Source organism: Pedobacter psychrodurus (assembly GCF_032678585.1).
Taxonomy (GTDB): Bacteria; Bacteroidota; Bacteroidia; order Sphingobacteriales; family Sphingobacteriaceae; genus Pedobacter; species Pedobacter psychrodurus_A.
This window is the reverse complement of record NZ_JAVTSN010000007.1, coordinates 26,184-44,524: the sequence shown is the minus strand read 5'-3', so window position 1 is coordinate 44,524 and position 18,341 is coordinate 26,184. Positions and strand designations below refer to the sequence as shown.

Here is an 18,341-nt window from a genome sequence, read left to right as displayed (position 1 = left end):
GGCATCCCAACCAAAAGTTGGGATGCCTTTTTTTTGTCTAAAAAAATGGAAAACTATAAAACTAAACTGGATATAAAACTGTGGGCAGAAGAAGATCGTCCCCGCGAAAAACTTTTATTGCATGGACGGAGACATTTAACCGATGCCGAATTAATTGCCATTTTAATAGGCTCCGGAAATAAAAATGAAACGGCTGTTGATTTAAGTAAAAAGATTTTAGCCTTTTACGATAACAACCTAACAAAACTAGGAAAGGCATCCATCCAGGAGCTCTCTAAGTTTAAAGAAATTGGTGAGGTTAAGGCATTAAGTATTATTGCTGCGCTTGAACTTGGCTTAAGGAGAAAGGAAACTACAGAAGAAATTAATGCCCAGATCACCACATCCAACGATGTGTACAAATATTTACACCAAACCTTTGCCAATCTAAATCACGAAGAATTCTGGATCCTATTGCTGAACAGATCTAACCGTGTAATCGGAAAATTTTTAATCAGTAAGGGCGGGCAGGCTGGAACCGTAGCTGATCCGAAAATTATCTTCAAAACTGCTTTAGAAAACAATGCGGCAAATATTGTATTGGCATAACCACCCTTCGGGAAGTTTAAAACCAAGCGAGAGCGACGATAAGCTGACCAAAGACATGGTTGCATCAGGCAATTTGCTCAGTCTCTATGTGGTAGATCATCTGATTTTTGCCAACAACCGCTATTATAGTTACAAGGATGACGATTTAATTTAAAAGATATTTGATAGTTAAAATACAATTAACCTTAAATTAGTATAATCGCAGCTTAAATTTTATAACATCCGGCATACCGGAATAACTAAATTGTGTAATTTATCATATGAATACCCTAAAAATCATCCCTGTTTTTCTATTGTTAAGCGTGCTGGCCTTTGCGCAAAAATCAGCAGCACCTATTAACATTATTACCTACAACATCCGCTTAAATGTAGCATCTGATGGCATTAATGCCTGGCCTAACCGGAAAGATAATGTAAAGGCATTGGTGAAATTCCATGATGCCGATATCCTTTGCGTACAGGAAGCCTTGCCTGAGCAGTTTGATGCCCTGCTCGAAAATTCTAATTTCGATGTGGTGGGCGTTGGGCGCGATGATGGAAAAAGAAAAGGTGAATTTTCTGCTGTTTATTTTGATAAAAGCCGCTTCACTAAAAAAGATGGCGGAACGTTTTGGCTATCGCAAACGCCCGATGTGCCTTCTAAAGGCTGGGACGCCGCCTTAAACCGTGTATGTAGCTGGGTTAAACTGTATGATAAACTGAATAAAAAAGAGTTTATCGTTTTTAATACGCATTACGATCATATTGGCGTTCAGGCGAGAATAGAATCGGCTAAATTGCTTAAACAAAAGATACAGCAGATTGCACCAACCTTGCCTGTTATTTTTACCGGTGATTTAAATGTAACACCAGAAACAGAAGCGATTGCCACCATCAAATCTTTTCTTACAGATGCAAAAGAGGTTTCTGTAGAAGCGCCTTATGGTCCGGCAGGTACCTTTAACGGCTTTCATTTTGATAGCGATCTGAAAGACAGGATCGATTACGTTTTTGTAAATAAAGGTTTTGAAGTGCAAAAGTTTGCTGTATTAACGGATAGTAAGGACAAAAGGTATTACTCCGATCATTTACCTGTTTTTTGTCGGCTTTTCTTTAAGTAAATGCTGTTGAAATTGATATCGGTATTCCCTTTCCAGTTCGAACTTTTTGGTAAGCAATACCATTATCATTATATTTTCGAAACACTCGCATTTATTGTAGGGGTAAGGCTTTATTATTATTTTAAAAAAGGCATTGTAGATCCAATATCTGATGAAAACAGGTTGTGGATTATGTTGGGTGCCATGTTGGGCGCGTTGATCGGATCGCGGGTGGTTGCCGTGCTCGAAACGCCTGAGGTTATCCATCACCTTACTTTTTCAATCCTATACCAGAGTAAAACCATTATTGGCGGATTGCTTGGCGGTTTATTTGGTGTCGAATTAATAAAAAAAATAATAGGCGTAAAAATTGCCTCAGGAGATATTTATGTTATTCCCATTTTGGTTGCGCTGATTATTGGCCGCATCGGTTGCTTTTCAATGGGGATTGATGAACCAACATATGGCATTCCCACGCATTTTTTTATGGGCATGGATTTGGGCGACGGCATATCGCGGCATCCCATTATGCTATACGAAATGATTTATCTGCTGCTTTTGATTTTTCTCTTTAACAGATTAAAGCAGTTTGAATTAATTAATGGAGATCGCTTTAAGTTATTGATGGTGCTTTATTTTCTGTTCCGTTTTTTGATCGAATTTATCAAACCTTACCAGTCATTATTTTTAAATTTAAGCAGCATTCATTGGTCGGCATTGTTTATTTTTATCTATTATTATAGATTCATCATCAGGATTTCGAAAAGGATCTTACCTAAACTGTAAATGCTATGGCCAATACAAGAGATTATATATATTACGATTATACCAAAAGTCTTTGTCCCGAATGTTTACAGCTTTGCGACGCAAAAATTGTTTTTCAGGATGCCAAGGTATTCATGCTTAAAAACTGCAGGACCCATGGCGATAGCAAAGTAATGATTGCTGATGATGTGGAGTATTATAAGCAGATCCGGAATTACAATAAACAATCCGAAATGCCCCTTAAGTTTAATACGAAGGTGCATTATGGCTGTCCATACGATTGTGGTTTGTGTACCGATCACGAACAGCATTCTTGTTTAACTGTAATAGAGGTTACCGATCGTTGTAATCTGGCTTGTCCAACCTGTTACGCCATGTCGTCGCCAAGTTATGGCAGGCACCGTACCCTGGAAGAAATAGAACGGATGATGGATGTTGTAGTCGCAAATGAGGGAGAACCGGATGTGGTTCAGCTTTCGGGTGGAGAACCCACAGTACACCCGGATTTTTTCAAAATCTTAGATCTTGCTAAAACGAAACCCATTAAACATTTAATGGTCAATACCAACGGGATCAGGATTGCGAAAGACATCAACTTTGTGGAAAAATTAGCCAGTTATATGCCCGATTTCGAAATCTATCTGCAGTTTGATAGTTTCAGTGCTGAAGTATTAACTAAGCTAAGGGGCGAAGATCTTACCGAAGTGAGAAGAAAGGCCATTGATCATCTTAATCAGTTTAACGTTTCTACCACCCTGGTGGTTACCTTACAAAATGGTTTGAACGATCACGAAATTGGCGATATATTGGATTATGCGCTAAAACAGAAATGTGTGCGTGGGGTTACTTTTCAGCCTACACAGGTTGCGGGCAGAAATGATGATTACAACGATCAGCAGGGTAGGATTACCTTAACCGAGGTGCGTAGGAAAATTTATGAGCAATACCCAACTTTTACCCCACAGGATTTAATACCGGTTCCCTGTAATCCAGATGCACTGTGTATGGCATATGCCTTAAAAATCGGTGATGAGGTAATTCCGATGACACATTTGATCAATCCCGAAGATTTATTGAACAACTCCAAAAATACCATTGTTTTCGAACATGATGAAAAATTGAAAGAACACATGCTCAATCTGTTCAGTACAGGTGTTTCGGTTGATTGTGCCGAAGATACCTTTGGCGAACTGATGTGCTGCCTGCCGAGGGTGAAATCGGATAATCTGAGCTATGACAATTTATTCCGGATCATCATTATGAATTTTATGGATCCGCTGGATTTCGATGTCCGGGCAGTAAAAAAATCATGTGTACACATTGTGAGCGACAAATACAAAATGGTTCCTTTTGAAACCATGAATATATTTTACCGCGATAATAAAATAGATTTAATCAGGGAAAAATTAAATATGAACTAGTATGGGCGGTTTATTCGGATTATTGGTTATTTATGCGCTTACCGCCATTGTGCTTTTTGTGGTCGGCATTATCCAGATTATCATTAAATCATCACGCAACGAACCCGTAAAATCAGGACTGAAATTGGTTATCATTTCTGTAATCATGGTGGTAATCGGCTTTGGAGCCTGTGCTGTTTTACTCGCCAACAGTTAATGTAATTTAAAACGCATGGAAATTTTTATTGTATATTGGGTAGTGGCCGTTTTGCTGTTTGTGGTTGGTGTTATTCTGATCATCATAAAAGCAATAAATGATCAACCGGTTAAGCCCGGTCTCAGATTGCTTATTGCCTCGGTTATTATGCTCGTAATAGGAGCCGGAGCGTGTGCGGTTATTCTATCCAATCTGAATATTGGCCATTAGTGATTTATATTTTGTGCCTGAATCAGGGTTTTAGCCTTCGTAAGTCTCAAATCTCATGTCTGGAATCTCAAATCTCAATAATTTAGCTTTCTCCTTTGGGCTTTAAATAATATCTTTGCGTTTTATAAAATTAGAGTATCCTTCGAGCTTGTCTCGATACTTGATACTTGTTACCTGATTCTCCAAAATGAAAATATCATATAACTGGTTAAAACAATTCGTACAGATCGACAAAACACCTCAGGAGCTTTCTTTAATCCTTACCAATGTGGGTTTGGAAGTAGAAAGTGTAGAAAAGGTTCAGCCTGTTGTAGGTGGCTTAGAGGGTTTAGTTATTGGCGAGGTATTAACCTGTGTGCAGCATCCCAATGCCGATCGTTTACGTATTACTACCGTAAATGTTGGTGCTAAAGAAAACCTCCAGATTGTTTGCGGTGCACCAAATGTAGGCGCTGGTCAGAAAGTGGTGGTAGCCACCGTGGGTACAACCGTTTATCCTCTGGAAGGCGAACCTTTTAAAATCAAAGAATCTAAAATCAGGGGAGAACTTTCGCAAGGAATGATCTGTGCTGAAGATGAAATCGGTTTAGGTAAATCTCACGATGGCATTATGATCCTTGCTGAAGATACTGAAGTGGGTATCCGTGCAAAAGACCATTTTAAAATGGATGATGATTATGTTTTCGAAATCGGATTAACGCCAAACCGTGCCGATGCGGCTTCGCATTTAGGCGTGGCCAGAGATTTAGCTGCTTATTTCAGAAGTGAATATGAAATGCCTGATCTTTCTGCTTTTAAAACGGATAACGAAAATCTGGTTATCCCGGTAGAAGTAGAAGATTTAGCCGCTTGTCCGCGTTATAGCAGTGTGACTATTTCTGGTGTTACGGTAAAAGAATCGCCAGACTGGTTAAAAGATAAATTAAAGGTTATCGGTTTACGTCCGATCAATAATGTGGTTGATATTACCAATTATATCCTGCACGGTTTGGGGCAACCTCTGCATGCTTTCGATGCCGATAAAATTACCGGTGGAAAAGTAATTGTGAAAAAAGTTGCCGAAGGTACCCCTTTTGTAACCCTCGATGATGTAGAGCGTAAATTAAGTGCCGATGATTTAATGATCTGTAATACCGAAACGCCAATGTGTATTGCAGGTGTTTTTGGTGGTAAATCATCAGGTGTGGATGCTGGTACGAAAAATATCTTTTTGGAAAGTGCTTATTTCAATTCCGTTTCTGTTCGTAAAACGTCGAAAAGACATGGTTTAAAAACCGATGCCTCTTTCCGTTACGAGCGTGGTACCGATCCTGAAATTACAGTTACCGCCTTAAAATATGCAGCTTTATTAATTAAAGAATTGGCTGGTGGTGAAATCTCCTCTTCAATTTCTGATATCTACCCAAGCCATATCAAGCCCTTTGAGTTTGAGGTAAGTTATACCAATATCAATAAATTAATCGGTGCGAATATTCCTTCGGCCGAAATCAAACATATTATTACCGCTTTGGGTATTTCGGCAACCAGTACATCAAACGATACGCTGGCTTTAAGGGTGCCGTCGTTTAAAGTTGATGTGACCCGCGAATGCGACATTACCGAAGAAGTATTGCGCATTTATGGTTACGACAATATCGAAATTCCGGCAAAGGTAAATGCATCACTTTCGTACAGCGTTAAACCTGAGAAAGAAAATACGCACAACGTAATTGCTGATATGCTTACCTCAAATGGTTATGCTGAGATTATGTGTAACTCCTTAACTAAATCGGCTTATTCGAAAAATTTAGAAGAAGCCGTATTTATTTTAAACCCTTTAAGCAGCGATTTAAATGTAATGCGTCAACATTTATTGATGCCCGCATTGGAGAGTGTAGCGTACAACCAAAACCGTAAAAATGCAGATGTTAAGTTTTACGAATTTGGTAAAACCTATCATCTTATCAATGAAAAGTATGTAGAGCGTTCGAGGTTGTTATTATTGATTTCTGGCGCGAAGCAAAGCGAGCAATGGAACCATAACGCTAAATCATCCAGCTTCTATAACCTGAAATCAGCGGTTGATGCGATTATTTCGCGTTTGGGGATTGCAAGCTATCAAACCGATACCTTAAATGATGAAAACTTTGCCTATGGGATTAAATATTTCCGTGGAGATAAAACGCTGGTAAGTTTCGGAGCAGCTTCAAAGGCCGATCGTAAGGTGGCTGATGTAAATGCAGAGGTTTTTTATGCTGATTTTGATTGGGCTACCTTGCTGGATATTGTAAAGAAAAATAGAATCATCAATAAAGAAGTTTCTAAATACCCACAAGTACGCAGAGATTTATCGTTATTGATCGATCAGAATGTAACCTTCGATACCTTAAAAGGAATTGCTTTTAAAACGGATAAAAAGCTGATCAAAGAAGTTGGGGTGTTCGACGTATATGTTGGCGATAAATTGCCTGAGGGTAAAAAATCATACGCCTTAAATTTCATTTTACAGGATGAGGAGCAAACCCTTACCGATAAGCAGATTGAAAATACCATGCAGAAGCTAATTGCCAATTTAACGGCACAAGCTGGCGCAGAAATTAGGAAATAAAATATAATTTCGTATTTTTAGAAATAAATTCATGACTTCTGTTGCAGATCAATTAGATAAAGTATTACAAAAAACGGCTCAGGTAATTGAGTTATGTAATGCGCTACAGGAAGAAAATGATTTATTAAAGCTTGAAAATCAATCGTTAAAAGTTGCACTTGATACGGCAAAAGGCAAAAATGTAGAACTTGATGAAAAACTCAGGGTTACAAAATTGGCTAAAAGTATTGAGGGTACAAGTGAAAAGTCGCTTGACATTAAACAAAAAATTAACGATTTTGTGCGGGAGATTGATAAAAGTATTGCATTATTAAAAAAATAAATAATGCAAAGAAATCAGAAACTAAGCTAAACAATGGGAGAAATCTCGATTAAAATAACCATTTCCGACCGTATTTATCCCTTAAAGGTGAATATGGAAGAGGAAGAAATTGTGAGACGGGCAGCAAAAATGATCAATGAGCGCATAAAAGATTATCAGGATAACTATGCGGTTAGAGATAAGCAGGATCTTCTTTCTATGGCAGTGTTGCACTATGCAACGGCCGTATTGAGAACAGAAAACAAAGTACAAAACCAGGATACCGCTGTTGCCGATAAAGTTGAAGAATTGGATATTTTACTCAATAATTTCTTTTCAAAATAAGGTTCGTTCTTTATATTTTTTGTCACACTGAATGCAATGAAGAATCTGGGAGTTAAATCCTGGCTCTTAATCGCGTATTATGCCCTCGGCTATATGCGCTCTGCTTCACGACAGAACACGATATTAGCACAAAAATATAGCCGCAGCTAGTTTTTGAGTTTCAAATTTTATAAAACTTAACACTTCAATATCTATAGGGTTAAGAGGGCGTATTTCATCTGCTATGGCACCTGAAAATGGCTTAAACCCTAATTATGCTTAGTTGAGGTTTAAAATGTATGAGACTTTAAAAATTAGTTGCGGTTTTTTTTTACTTAAAAAACAAAATGGAAATAGTTGAAATATTAGGATACGTATTTGCCGTAATAGCGGGTATAGCTATCGGAGTAGTGGTAGGAAGATTCCTCCTGCGTAACTTGCTTAAACAGCAGGAAGTTGCTGCACAGAATAAGGTGAAAAAGATTTTAAAAGATGCAGAGAACAATGCAGAAATCTTAAAAAAGAATAAACTTTTAGAGGCAAAAGAAAAGTTTTTGCAAATGAAAGCCGAGCATGAGCAAGAAGTGAATGCGAAGAACAACAACATTAACCAACGCGAAAATACCATGAAGCAGAAAGAGCAATCGGTAAATCAGCGTATGGAGAATTTCAATAAAAAAGAACAGGATCTCGATAAGCAAAAAAGCAACCTCGAAAAACAGACCGAAATTGCGGTTAAAAAGCAGGAAGAAGTTGATGTACTGAAAAATCAACACTTAACGCAATTGGAAACCATTGCAGGTTTATCTGCTGAAGAGGCTAAAAACCAGTTGGTCGAAAACTTGAAGGAAGTGGCCCGCACACAGGCCATGATCCAGATCAAGGATATTGTTGACGAAGCCAAACTTACCGCCAGTAAAGAAGCGAAAAAAGTGGTTATCCAAACCATTCAACGTACCGCTACCGAAGCAGCGATCGAGAACTCAGTTTCTATTTTTCATATCGAAAGCGACGAAATTAAAGGCCGTGTAATTGGTAGAGAGGGTAGAAATATCCGTGCTTTAGAAGCCGCTACCGGTATCGAGATTATTGTTGATGATACCCCGGAGGCAATTATTTTATCAGGTTTCGACCCGGTAAGAAGAGAGATTGCCCGCTTAGCTTTACACCGTTTGGTAACCGATGGCCGTATCCACCCGGCACGTATTGAAGAAATTGTAGCAAAAACCAAAAAACAGATCGAAGATGAGATCGTTGAAATAGGCGAACGTACGGTGATCGATTTAGGTATCCATGGTTTACACCCGGAGCTGATCCGTATGGTTGGTCGTATGCGTTACCGTTCATCTTACGGACAAAACCTTTTACATCACTCGCGTGAAGTAGCCAATTTCTGTGCTACAATGGCTGCAGAATTGGGCTTAAATGCTAAAATGGCTAAACGTGCAGGTTTATTACACGATATTGGTAAAGTGCCTGATGATAACCCGGAATTGCCGCACGCAATTTTAGGGATGCAACTGGCCGAAAAATATAAAGAACATCCTGAAATCTGTAATGCAATTGGTGCCCACCACGATGAAATCGAGATGACATCAATGATTTCTCCGATCATCCAGGCATGTGATGCGATTTCTGGTGCCCGTCCGGGTGCACGCCGTGAGGTGGTAGAAAGTTATATCAAACGTTTGAAGGATTTAGAAGAACTGGCTTTATCTTATCCTGGTGTGGAGAAAACTTTTGCTATCCAGGCAGGTAGAGAATTACGTGTGATTGTAGAAAGCGAACGCATCACCGATGCACAGGCGGAACTTTTAGCTGCCGATATTTCTACCCGTATCCAAACCGAAATGACTTACCCTGGTCAGATTAAGGTTACCGTAATCAGAGAAACCCGTTCAGTAGCATTTGCGAAGTAATAACTTAAGACTCTATAGCTTTTAAAAACCTATAAGGTCTCTTATATAAAGCGATGGATATTCCATCGCTTTTTTTTATTTTTACATAATGAGCAAGCAAGTCCAAACAACCGAACCAAAACGACCAGTAGATGTACTTTTTGATAAGTATGCCGAAAGTCATCAAAACCCAACCAACAAATTGGTGCATTGGATCTGTGTTCCATTAATTGTGTTCAGTTTATTGGGTTTGATCTGGCAGATCCCCTTTCCACATATTGGCTTTTTAGGCAGCTATAACGGTTTCTTTAACTGGGCCTCTTTTCTATTGGCATTTAGCTTGTATTATTATTTTACCTTGTCGCCAGTATTGTTTTTTTTGATGATCTGGGTAGTAGGCCTGATGAGTTATATCATCGTGAAAATTGAGCAGGCCGTTGGTTTAGGCAGTGGAACTGCATATGCCATTTATGCGGCAATATTTGTGGCTGCCTGGGTAGGCCAGTTTATCGGACATAAAATAGAAGGAAAGAAACCATCGTTTCTGGATGATGTTAAATTCCTGTTAATCGGTCCGATCTGGTTATTGCACTTCATTTGCCGTAAAATGGGTATTAGATACTAAACCTTAAGCGGGTAACATTAAATTAACCTTTAGCTAAACAAATCTTAATTAACATCTAACGTACAGCTAACATTGTGGTAATAGCTTTGCCTAAAATTAAATAAAGGCAAATTGGAATCAATCACATTTTTTAAAAGAACAGTATTAACTGTGCTCGTTCTATTTCTAAGTATAGCAGCCTACGCTCAAACAGGTAAAATTTCCGGAACAGTAAGCGATAAAAAAACCGGAGAGACGCTAATTGGTGTGACCGTTAAAATCAAAGGTACTACCAAGGGTGTTTCTACAGATGTAGATGGAAAGTATATTTTACAGGCAATGGCAAATGGAAAATATACACTCGAATTTTCCTACGTGGGTTATCAAACCAAAGAAGTATCTGATGTAGAAGTTAAATCGCCATCTGTTACGAGTTTAAATATTGTGCTTAATGAGGCAGGTGGACAAAATCTTGGTGAGGTTGTTGTAAAAGCCAGCTTTAAACAAGAGTCGATAAACTCACTTTACGCTAAGCAGAAAAATAGTGCTGTAATTTCTGATGGTGTTTCAAGCGATCAAATTAAAAAATCTCCAGATAGAAATACTTCTGACGTTTTAAAGCGGGTAAGCGGTGCCACCGTTCAGGATAATAAGTTTGTTGTGATAAGAGGCTTGAGTGATAGGTATAATAATGCATCGCTTGATGGCGGATCATTACCAAGTACTGAGCCCAATCGTAAAGCCTTTTCTTTTGATATTGTGCCTTCAAATTTGGTTGATAATTTAATTATAAGCAAAACGGCTACTCCAGATTTGCCAGCAGATTTTACAGGTGGTTCAATTCAGATCTTAACTAAAGATATTCCTGATAGTAATTTTATAAGTTTGGGGATTGGCGCTGGTTATAATACAGAGTCTACTTTCAAAGATTTTAAAAGTGGAGCAAGAAACTTTACTGATTATGTTGGGTTTGACAATGGTGATAGAGCATTGCCAAGCAACTTCCCTTCAAGAAATAAATTTAATAATGGTTTAACGCCTACTGAGCAAGCCGCTGGAATGAAAGCACTTCCCAGAAACTGGAATGTGTATAATAATACGGCACTGCCAACCCAGAACTATCAATTTACCTTAGGTAGGGTTAAAACCTTTAAAAATAGTGCAAATAGATTTGGATCTTTATTTGCCTTAACTTACAGGAATTCGCAGACCATAAATAACGATGTTATTCGCGACTATGTAAATGTCGATTATCATGATAATATCTATAGATTCTCGACCAGTTTAGGTGCTTTAGCAAACTTTGCTTATACGTACGGTAAAAGTAAAATCACCTTCAAAAATATTTACAATAGAAATTATGATGATTCTTATCTTGAAAGAAATGGTTTCAATAAGGATAGAAATCGCGATACAAAATATTTCGCTTTCGATTTAATGCAAAAATCTTTGTTTAAATCAACAATAGAAGGTAATCATGCTTTAGGTGAAAATAATTCCAAAATCAATTGGTCTGTAAGTTATGCCAATATTTTAAATGACCAGCCTGATCAAAAGAAAGTTTCCTATCAAAGAAATCCCTCAGATATTGGTTCTGCTGATTATGTTTATGTAGCAAGTACAGGTACATTAAGTAAAGAGAATTCTACTTTGTTTTCAAAATTAAATGAAAACAACTACAGTGGCGGAGCAAATTATACTTTACCATTTAAAATGTTGGGCCAGTTGGCTACTTTTAAAACTGGTTTAAGCTCGATTTATCGTGATAGATCATTCGATGCCAGGTTTGTTGGATTAGTTGCGAACACTGGCGCAGCTAATGCCGATGAAATTGCAAGGAGATCTTTGAGTACACTTTATGGAGCTGACGCCATTAATAGCGGTGCATATTATTTGTCTGATATTTCTGCTGATGCAGATTCTTATGATGCTCATTCAATGACTAATGCTGGCTATTTAATGTTAGATAATAAATTTGGTGAGAAATCAAGGTTAGTTTGGGGCCTTAGGGTTGAACAATTTAATGTAGTATTGGATGCGAAAATTCCTTCACCTCAAACTTCTGTTGATGATAATTACGTTGATTTTTTACCATCGGCAAACTATACCTATAATTTAACACCTAAAATTAACTTAAGAGCTTCTTATTACCGTACGCTGGCTCGTCCTGAGTTTAGAGAACTGTCGTCTACTTCAATTTATGATTATGAGTTATTATCACTTCAACAGGGTAACCCAAATCTGAAAGAAGCAAAAATAGATAATGGTGACATCCGTTTTGAATTTTATCCTCAGGCAGGCCAGGTTATTTCGGTATCAGGTTTTTATAAAAAGTTTCATAACGCAATTGAATCTTACAATCAGGATTCTGGCTCTAGCAGGATTGTAACCTATATTAATACCGATGAAGTAAATGTATATGGCGTAGAATTCGAGTTCCGTAAAAGTTTAGATTTTATTTCAAATACAGATTTCTTAAAGAAAACCACTTTCTACACCAATTTATCTTTCATTAAATCGAAAGTGAAGGTGACAAATAGCGGAATCAACTTGTTGAATACCGATAGGCCAATGGTTGGACAGGCTCCGTATATTATTAATGCAGGTTTGCAACATAGCTTCTTAGATGATAAGTTGAGTTTCAATGCATTGTATAATCGCGTTGGACGTAGACTGATTGTTGCTGGTGGTGCTTTGTTCCCTGAGATTTGGGATGTGCCAAGAGATGTACTCGATTTGCAAGTGGCATTAAAAGTAATTAAAAACAAAGGGGAAATTAAATTCAATGCAGGGGATATATTAAATAAGCGCATTATTCAATATTATGATAGAGATTTAAATAAGAAGTTTGATAACACCACAACAGATGAAACAATCTCCAGTTATAAACCAGGGGGCAATTATTCATTGTCGTTTTCTTACACTTTCTAGTATCAGAGTTGTAAGTTAAATAGTTAACAATACCTTAAAGGTTGCTTAACCCCGCAGTTACATTTAGATAATAAATTTGAAAAAAGTAAAACAAAAAATAAAATGAAAAAACAATTATTAATTTGCGCAATGAGCGTATTGGTTTTCTTAGCAAGTTGTTCAAAGAACACTGTTGATGAAGAAATTAACCCGCCAGTAGCAGCTAATACTGTTGAGGTTTCTGGTGACATAACTGCAGGCACAACATGGAGCGCAGATAAAATTTATCTTTTAAAAGGAAATGTTTTTGTTACTAATAATGCTACATTAACGATCCAGCCAGGTACAATTATCAAAGGAGATAAAGCGACTAAAGGAGCTTTGATTATTACAAGAGGTGCTAAAATCAATGCAACAGGTACAGCTGATAAGCCAATTGTATTTACTTCAAGTGTTGCCGCAGGTGCACGTAAAGAAGGCGATTGGGGAGGTGTTATTGTATTAGGTAAAGCAGTAAATAACGTTGGTACTTCTGTAGCTATTGAAGGTATTTCTGATGCAACTGATAAAGGTAAGCATGGCGGTACAGATAATGCAGATAACTCGGGTGTAATTAAATATGTACGTATTGAATACGCAGGTATTGCTTTAAGTCCTGATAACGAAATCAATGGTTTAACTTTTGGTTCAGTTGGTTCTGGTACTGTAGTAGATTACGTTGAAGTTTATCGTTCAGGTGACGATGCTTTTGAGTGGTTTGGCGGTGCTGTAAACTGTTCTCACTTATTGGCAATTGACAGCTGGGATGATGATTTTGATACCGATAACGGTTTCTCTGGTAAAGTTCAGTTTGGTTTAGCACAACGTTTAGCAGTAACTGCTGATGTTTCCGGATCAAACGGTTTCGAATCAGATAATGACGCTGCAGGTAGTTCAAATGCTCCTAAAACTTCTGCCGTTTTTTCAAATATGACAATATTGGGGCCAGTAGGTTCAGGCGGTAGCAGTATTAATGCTAACTTCCAACATGGTGCACAAATTCGTCGTAACTCAGCTATGAGCTTATTTAATTCAGTAATCGTTGGTTATACAGAAGGTGTTTTCTATGATGATGCATTACCAGCAGGTGGAAATGCAGCTTCAAACAATCTTTCATTAGGTGAATCTGTTTTTGCTAACAACTTAATTTATAACAGTAACAGCAAAAGCAATCAGATTAAAGCATCGAATGCAACTGCTTTAGGTACAATTACTCCATTGTTAACTGCAGTAAATACATTTGATGGCGCTGCATTAGCTGGAAGCATTTTAACTGATCCTTACAAATATTCTGCAGATTTAGTTGCTTCAGCAAGAGTAGGCGTTCCTAACTTTACAGTTGTAGCTAGTTCAGCTGCGGCATCTGGCGCGGCATTTACCAATGCAAAATTAGCTTCTGGATTTACAAGTGTAGCTTTTAAAGGCGCATTTGGTTCTGAGAACTGGGCTGCTGGTTGGGCTCATTTTGATCCTCAATCTTTAGCTTATACAACTCCTGGAGCAGTTAAATAATATTGAGTTAAACCAATAATAAAGAAAGGTCCTGATGAGAATCGGGACCTTTTTTTATTGCAATTTTATTTTGCTTCAATTTCTGCCCTTGGGGTTGTTTTTGTTTTTTTAACAACCTCATTTATGCCAACCGGTTTCACTTTTGGATCCTCAACTGTAGCTTGATCTTCTTTTGTAAATGGAGCTATACAATCATCTTGAGTAACGAAAATAAAATTTTTTCAGTTGCTTTGCGAAATTTCGATTCATTTTTAAAAAGGATGAGCAGGCTTTTTATAGTGTTTTAGGTTAAAATATGCTTTCAAAACCCATAACGATATGTTTTCGATTCAATATGATGTGTTCCTAAGCGATATTTATAGGTTATTGGGTAAATAATATAGGTGCTAAACCTATAATTATAGGTTCTTGGTTAAACAATATATGTTCATAAGCTATAATTATAGGTTTTTGGTTAAACAATATAGGTGCTAAACCTATAATTATAGGTTCTTAGTTAAACAATAGATGTTCATAAGCTATAATTATAGGTTTTTGGTTAATCAATAGCTGCGGTAAACCTGTTTAATCAACTTACACAAAAAGAAAAGTAATGGCCATAATTGAAAATCACTGCCAATACTGCTTTCTTATATATTGTTTTCGGTATTCCTTCTATTTCTTGGGAATTGCTGTTTCAGGTCATCATAAATATCTTGCGTGCCTGCAATATTCGATTTATTAGCACCTTTAACAGCGTTGTAAAAAACCAATGGTGCTTCGTAGGCTTCGCCTCCTGCTACCATCATACAGTCATCCACCGCTCGTAAAAACTTACTTGTTTCGAGGTAAATTTCATACAGATCGGCTGCAAGTTTGTAGTCTTTTTGTATTTCGGTCACATCTAAAAAAGAGGGTACCAGATTGGGCGATTGTTTTGCGTGTGTAATTGCTTTGCCCACAAAGGCCAACGTTCCATCTCCCATCTTTAACATGGTCTGGCGCTCTTCTGCCGTAAGGTTAAAAATCAGCACATCTTTAAGCGTTGTTTTTGCTTCCTGTAATTGTGCAGTTACTTTTGCCAGTTGCTCGGCAGTAATTTCTGCTGAGATTTTGTTGTTTAAACTCATAGATATATGTTATTTAATTGAAAAAAATAATTTCAACCTAAAGGCAATTTGAAGAGGCTGGTTTAATCAGGGAGGTAGCACATAAAAATTGCCACAACCTTGATTTACCTAATCAAACTGCGTATTTACCAATAAAATAAATGGGATGAGTTTTATTGCCTTTAAGGATAAGCTAAGTTTATCCAGGCAGATTATATGGTTCGCTAACGGTTAATTTAATTAATATAGCTAATATACTTATTTTTTTTGAAACAAATATTAAAGATGCCAGCGGTGTTACCAGGTAGGTTTAGTGAATAACGACTTTAAATTTTAGCCTTCGATTATCAAAAGAAGAGCAGTGGAAATTCACCTAAGCTTTTATTGAAACATTAAGAAAGCCTTGTTGGCTTACCAACAGGGCCTTTTCTTTTTATTTCGTCTCAACTTCTTCTTTTGCAGTTGTTTTTGCTTTTTTAGCAACCTCTTTTACCGCAACCGGTTTAACCGTTTTTGCTTTTGGAGCCGCAGGTGTAGTTTGATCTTCTTTTGTAAATGGCGCTATAGAATCATTTGGAGTAACGAAAGTAACTTTTTTAGTCAATTGCTTTGCAAACTTTTCGATTACTTTATCTGTTTTTTTTGCTTTGCCGTATTGTACAATAACTTCGTTAAATGCAAGGGCTAATTTCGATTCTAATTCTTTACGTAGTTTTTTGCTTGTCGAATGACTTTTCGACTTGGATTTATTCTTTTTCATCTGAAACTTTGGGATTTGTTCAAAGGTAGAAAAAGGGAAAGTTAAATTAACATTATCATTATGTTAACGAATGGTTGAGGCTTAACATGTAAAATATTTCCCCTAACGTATTTTAAATCAGATCGGTTCAATTGTAATCTAACGCGCTTAAATGATCTAATATTGATCGGAGTTGTTGTTTTGGTTATTATTTTAATAGGTTATCCCCTTAAAAGAAACCAATAGGATAAAAAGAATTTGAAGATTAGATGATCCAGTCCGAACGCACACCAGAAAAAGACGACAAAGAAAATACTTAGAAAGCATGGCCTGGAGCAATAGCTCCACCCAGATCTAAAGTATTTTGAAAACCTTCCAGATATTGAAGTAAGTGCCGCTCAGCATTTGCATATGAAGTGAATGTAGATGCAGGTTCATAAGCATCAGCATCAGTTTTGCTTTTATAAAATGAACTGATCTTGAACACAAAAACTTTGTCATCATGAATTGGCGACATGATCCTGGCCTTTATGGCGTGGCCGTTTACCTCAACAAAAAACTCTTTTAAAATGGTATATATGATTGCAGACATAAGGATAAATTAAATTTAAACATGAGTTCAAAGATAAAAATACTGCAATTACCCGATGATTCAGCTTGTTATTGATAAGATAACATTAATTAAACAATTAATTAACATTGATTTAATATTTAGGGATGCTTTTATCGCTTAACAGGCTCGTAGGCATATACCACTTCATATTTGCTGTTTTTCAAGTTTGAAGAAAGCTGTCCGATTTTTAAATTCTGCGACTGTGGGGTAGGCTCGCAGTAAGAGTATTTTTTGCCTTTATAGGTAATCGGCTCGCCTACCGGTTTGTCGAATTGTACGGCAATCGTTAAGTGTTTAGGGTATAACAGCGCAATCATCGGCAGATCGTATATTTCCTTTACCAGGTAGAAAAACAGGGCAGCCCTGTCGTCGCAGTCACTGTAGGCGCTCAATAAAGTCTGTTCGGGTGAGAAACGTTTTTCTTTGCCGAAATTTTCCTCATCATCTTCATATAAGAAACCATAACGCGTAAACCTCATCAAATAATCAACGCCCTTTTTCTGATCCATATGATTTAAGTTTTCTTTTAGCGTAGGGATGAGCGAACTGTAAGTTTCCCTGCTTAAGGGGATATTAAAATAGGATTCAAAATCGACTACCGGATAGTTTTTGAATATAGTTTGTACATCTTCATTCACTTTCAGTTTAAAATGGTGGATTTTTTGACGGTAACTAAACTCAATATCTTTCTCCTGATAGCTTTCGGGCTTAAAATCGGGCATTCGGGTTACCTTGTATGAAAAGGAATTTTTTGCTTCCGGAATGGAAATTTTAACCGGCTTGTAAGCATCGGCCTGTTTAAACATTTTTCCATAATCATGGTAATTGAGGCACATAAATTTTTTGCCATCAACCATAAAAAATGGAACATCGCTAATGTCCTCATCATTTCTTACATAAAAAATTACCTGATTATTGCCAACGGCAAGCCTGGCATCGTAGCCACATTTGCCCAGCAAAAACCATTTGTATAAAGTATAACCGAAATAATTGTCGGCTTTTGGACTGATCTGTTCTGCAGTTTTGCGGATCAGTTGATAATAGATCCAATCGTTTAAATTATATTTTTCCCGGTAATTTTTTAGTGAAGCAATGAGTGACGTATAATTACCCGAAGAGATTTTGCTGTAAAATTTTGCTACTTCAGCCGAAGTAGCGTTTTGAGCTACTGGCAGAACAATGGAAGAATCGATACTGAAATTGAAGGTTCCGTTATAAAAATCGAACGAGTAGTTCTGTCCCTTTACGATGAGCGTATTCATCATCAGGCAAACGAACAAAACTATGCTCAAAAAATATATGTAGGTCCCACGTTTCAAACTGCTCCATATTTGGTTACATTAAATTTACCTATTATTAACATAAAAGCAACAATTTCTTTATGTTAACAGGTGCTGAACGAAGTAATGATAACTTAACATTTGTGTGTTAACGGTTTTTGAAATGAAATAGCGGTGTCTTAGAAAA

General features: G+C 37.2%; 16 protein-coding genes and 1 pseudogene. 13 read left to right on the top strand and 4 right to left on the bottom strand.

The window, feature by feature from the left end; genetic code table 11:
• Positions 1–45: 45 nt before the first annotated feature.
• The 13 genes and pseudogenes from radC to R2S57_RS06335 all read left to right on the top strand — a co-directional run bounded on the left by radC (position 46) and on the right by R2S57_RS06335 (position 14,434).
• Positions 46–742, top strand: a pseudogene (gene radC / locus R2S57_RS06400) (RadC family protein).
• A gap of 106 nt (positions 743–848) precedes the next feature.
• Complete coding sequence (locus tag R2S57_RS06390) at positions 849–1,688, top strand: endonuclease/exonuclease/phosphatase family protein (RefSeq protein ID WP_316844220.1); 840 nt, start codon at positions 849–851, stop codon at positions 1,686–1,688.
• 6 nt (positions 1,689–1,694) lie between these two features.
• Positions 1,695–2,453, top strand: coding sequence for a prolipoprotein diacylglyceryl transferase (locus R2S57_RS06385; protein WP_316844219.1), 759 nt, complete (start codon positions 1,695–1,697; stop codon positions 2,451–2,453).
• A gap of 5 nt (positions 2,454–2,458) precedes the next feature.
• Positions 2,459–3,853 (top strand): radical SAM protein, encoded by a 1,395-nt coding sequence (locus R2S57_RS06380; protein ID WP_132394989.1) that lies wholly within the window; start codon positions 2,459–2,461, stop codon positions 3,851–3,853.
• A 1-nt stretch (position 3,854) separates the two neighbouring features.
• On the top strand, positions 3,855–4,049 hold the full coding sequence (locus R2S57_RS06375) for a hypothetical protein (protein ID WP_316844218.1): 195 nt from the start codon (positions 3,855–3,857) through the stop codon (positions 4,047–4,049).
• Positions 4,050–4,064: 15 nt separating this feature from the next.
• Positions 4,065–4,259: a hypothetical protein gene (locus tag R2S57_RS06370; RefSeq protein ID WP_316844217.1), complete on the top strand. Its 195-nt coding sequence runs from the start codon at positions 4,065–4,067 to the stop codon at positions 4,257–4,259.
• Between the two features lie 187 nt (positions 4,260–4,446).
• Entirely contained in the window at positions 4,447–6,846 is a 2,400-nt protein-coding gene (gene pheT / locus R2S57_RS06365; protein ID WP_316844216.1) for a phenylalanine--tRNA ligase subunit beta, read from the top strand.
• A 31-nt stretch (positions 6,847–6,877) separates the two neighbouring features.
• Entirely contained in the window at positions 6,878–7,168 is a 291-nt protein-coding gene (locus tag R2S57_RS06360) for a hypothetical protein (RefSeq protein WP_025143282.1), read from the top strand.
• A 33-nt stretch (positions 7,169–7,201) separates the two neighbouring features.
• On the top strand, positions 7,202–7,492 hold the full coding sequence (locus R2S57_RS06355) for a cell division protein ZapA (RefSeq protein ID WP_131527169.1): 291 nt from the start codon (positions 7,202–7,204) through the stop codon (positions 7,490–7,492).
• Between the two features lie 326 nt (positions 7,493–7,818).
• A complete protein-coding gene (gene rny, locus R2S57_RS06350) occupies positions 7,819–9,390 on the top strand; it encodes a ribonuclease Y (protein ID WP_316844215.1) in 1,572 nt (523 codons plus the stop codon).
• A gap of 88 nt (positions 9,391–9,478) precedes the next feature.
• The gene (locus tag R2S57_RS06345; protein WP_316844214.1) at positions 9,479–9,994 is read left to right on the top strand and encodes a DUF962 domain-containing protein; all 516 of its coding nucleotides are present in this window, start codon (positions 9,479–9,481) and stop codon (positions 9,992–9,994) included.
• A gap of 111 nt (positions 9,995–10,105) precedes the next feature.
• Positions 10,106–12,904 carry a TonB-dependent receptor gene (locus R2S57_RS06340; protein WP_316844213.1) on the top strand — a complete coding sequence of 933 codons (2,799 nt, stop codon included), beginning with the start codon at positions 10,106–10,108 and terminating at the stop codon, positions 12,902–12,904.
• Positions 12,905–13,006: 102 nt separating this feature from the next.
• Positions 13,007–14,434 (top strand): hypothetical protein, encoded by a 1,428-nt coding sequence (locus R2S57_RS06335; protein ID WP_316844212.1) that lies wholly within the window; start codon positions 13,007–13,009, stop codon positions 14,432–14,434.
• A 629-nt stretch (positions 14,435–15,063) separates the two neighbouring features.
• Here the strand turns inward: R2S57_RS06335 and R2S57_RS06330 are convergent.
• From R2S57_RS06330 to R2S57_RS06315, 4 genes are all read right to left on the bottom strand, one after another.
• Positions 15,064–15,543, bottom strand: a complete 480-nt coding sequence (locus R2S57_RS06330) for a hypothetical protein (RefSeq protein WP_316844211.1) — start codon at positions 15,541–15,543, stop codon at positions 15,064–15,066.
• 412 nt (positions 15,544–15,955) lie between these two features.
• A complete protein-coding gene (locus tag R2S57_RS06325) occupies positions 15,956–16,282 on the bottom strand; it encodes a hypothetical protein (protein ID WP_316844210.1) in 327 nt (108 codons plus the stop codon).
• A gap of 295 nt (positions 16,283–16,577) precedes the next feature.
• Positions 16,578–16,853, bottom strand: a complete 276-nt coding sequence (locus R2S57_RS06320) for a hypothetical protein (RefSeq protein ID WP_316844209.1) — start codon at positions 16,851–16,853, stop codon at positions 16,578–16,580.
• A 131-nt stretch (positions 16,854–16,984) separates the two neighbouring features.
• Entirely contained in the window at positions 16,985–18,139 is a 1,155-nt protein-coding gene (locus R2S57_RS06315) for a hypothetical protein (protein ID WP_316844208.1), read from the bottom strand.
• Between the last annotated feature and the right edge of the window lie 202 nt (positions 18,140–18,341).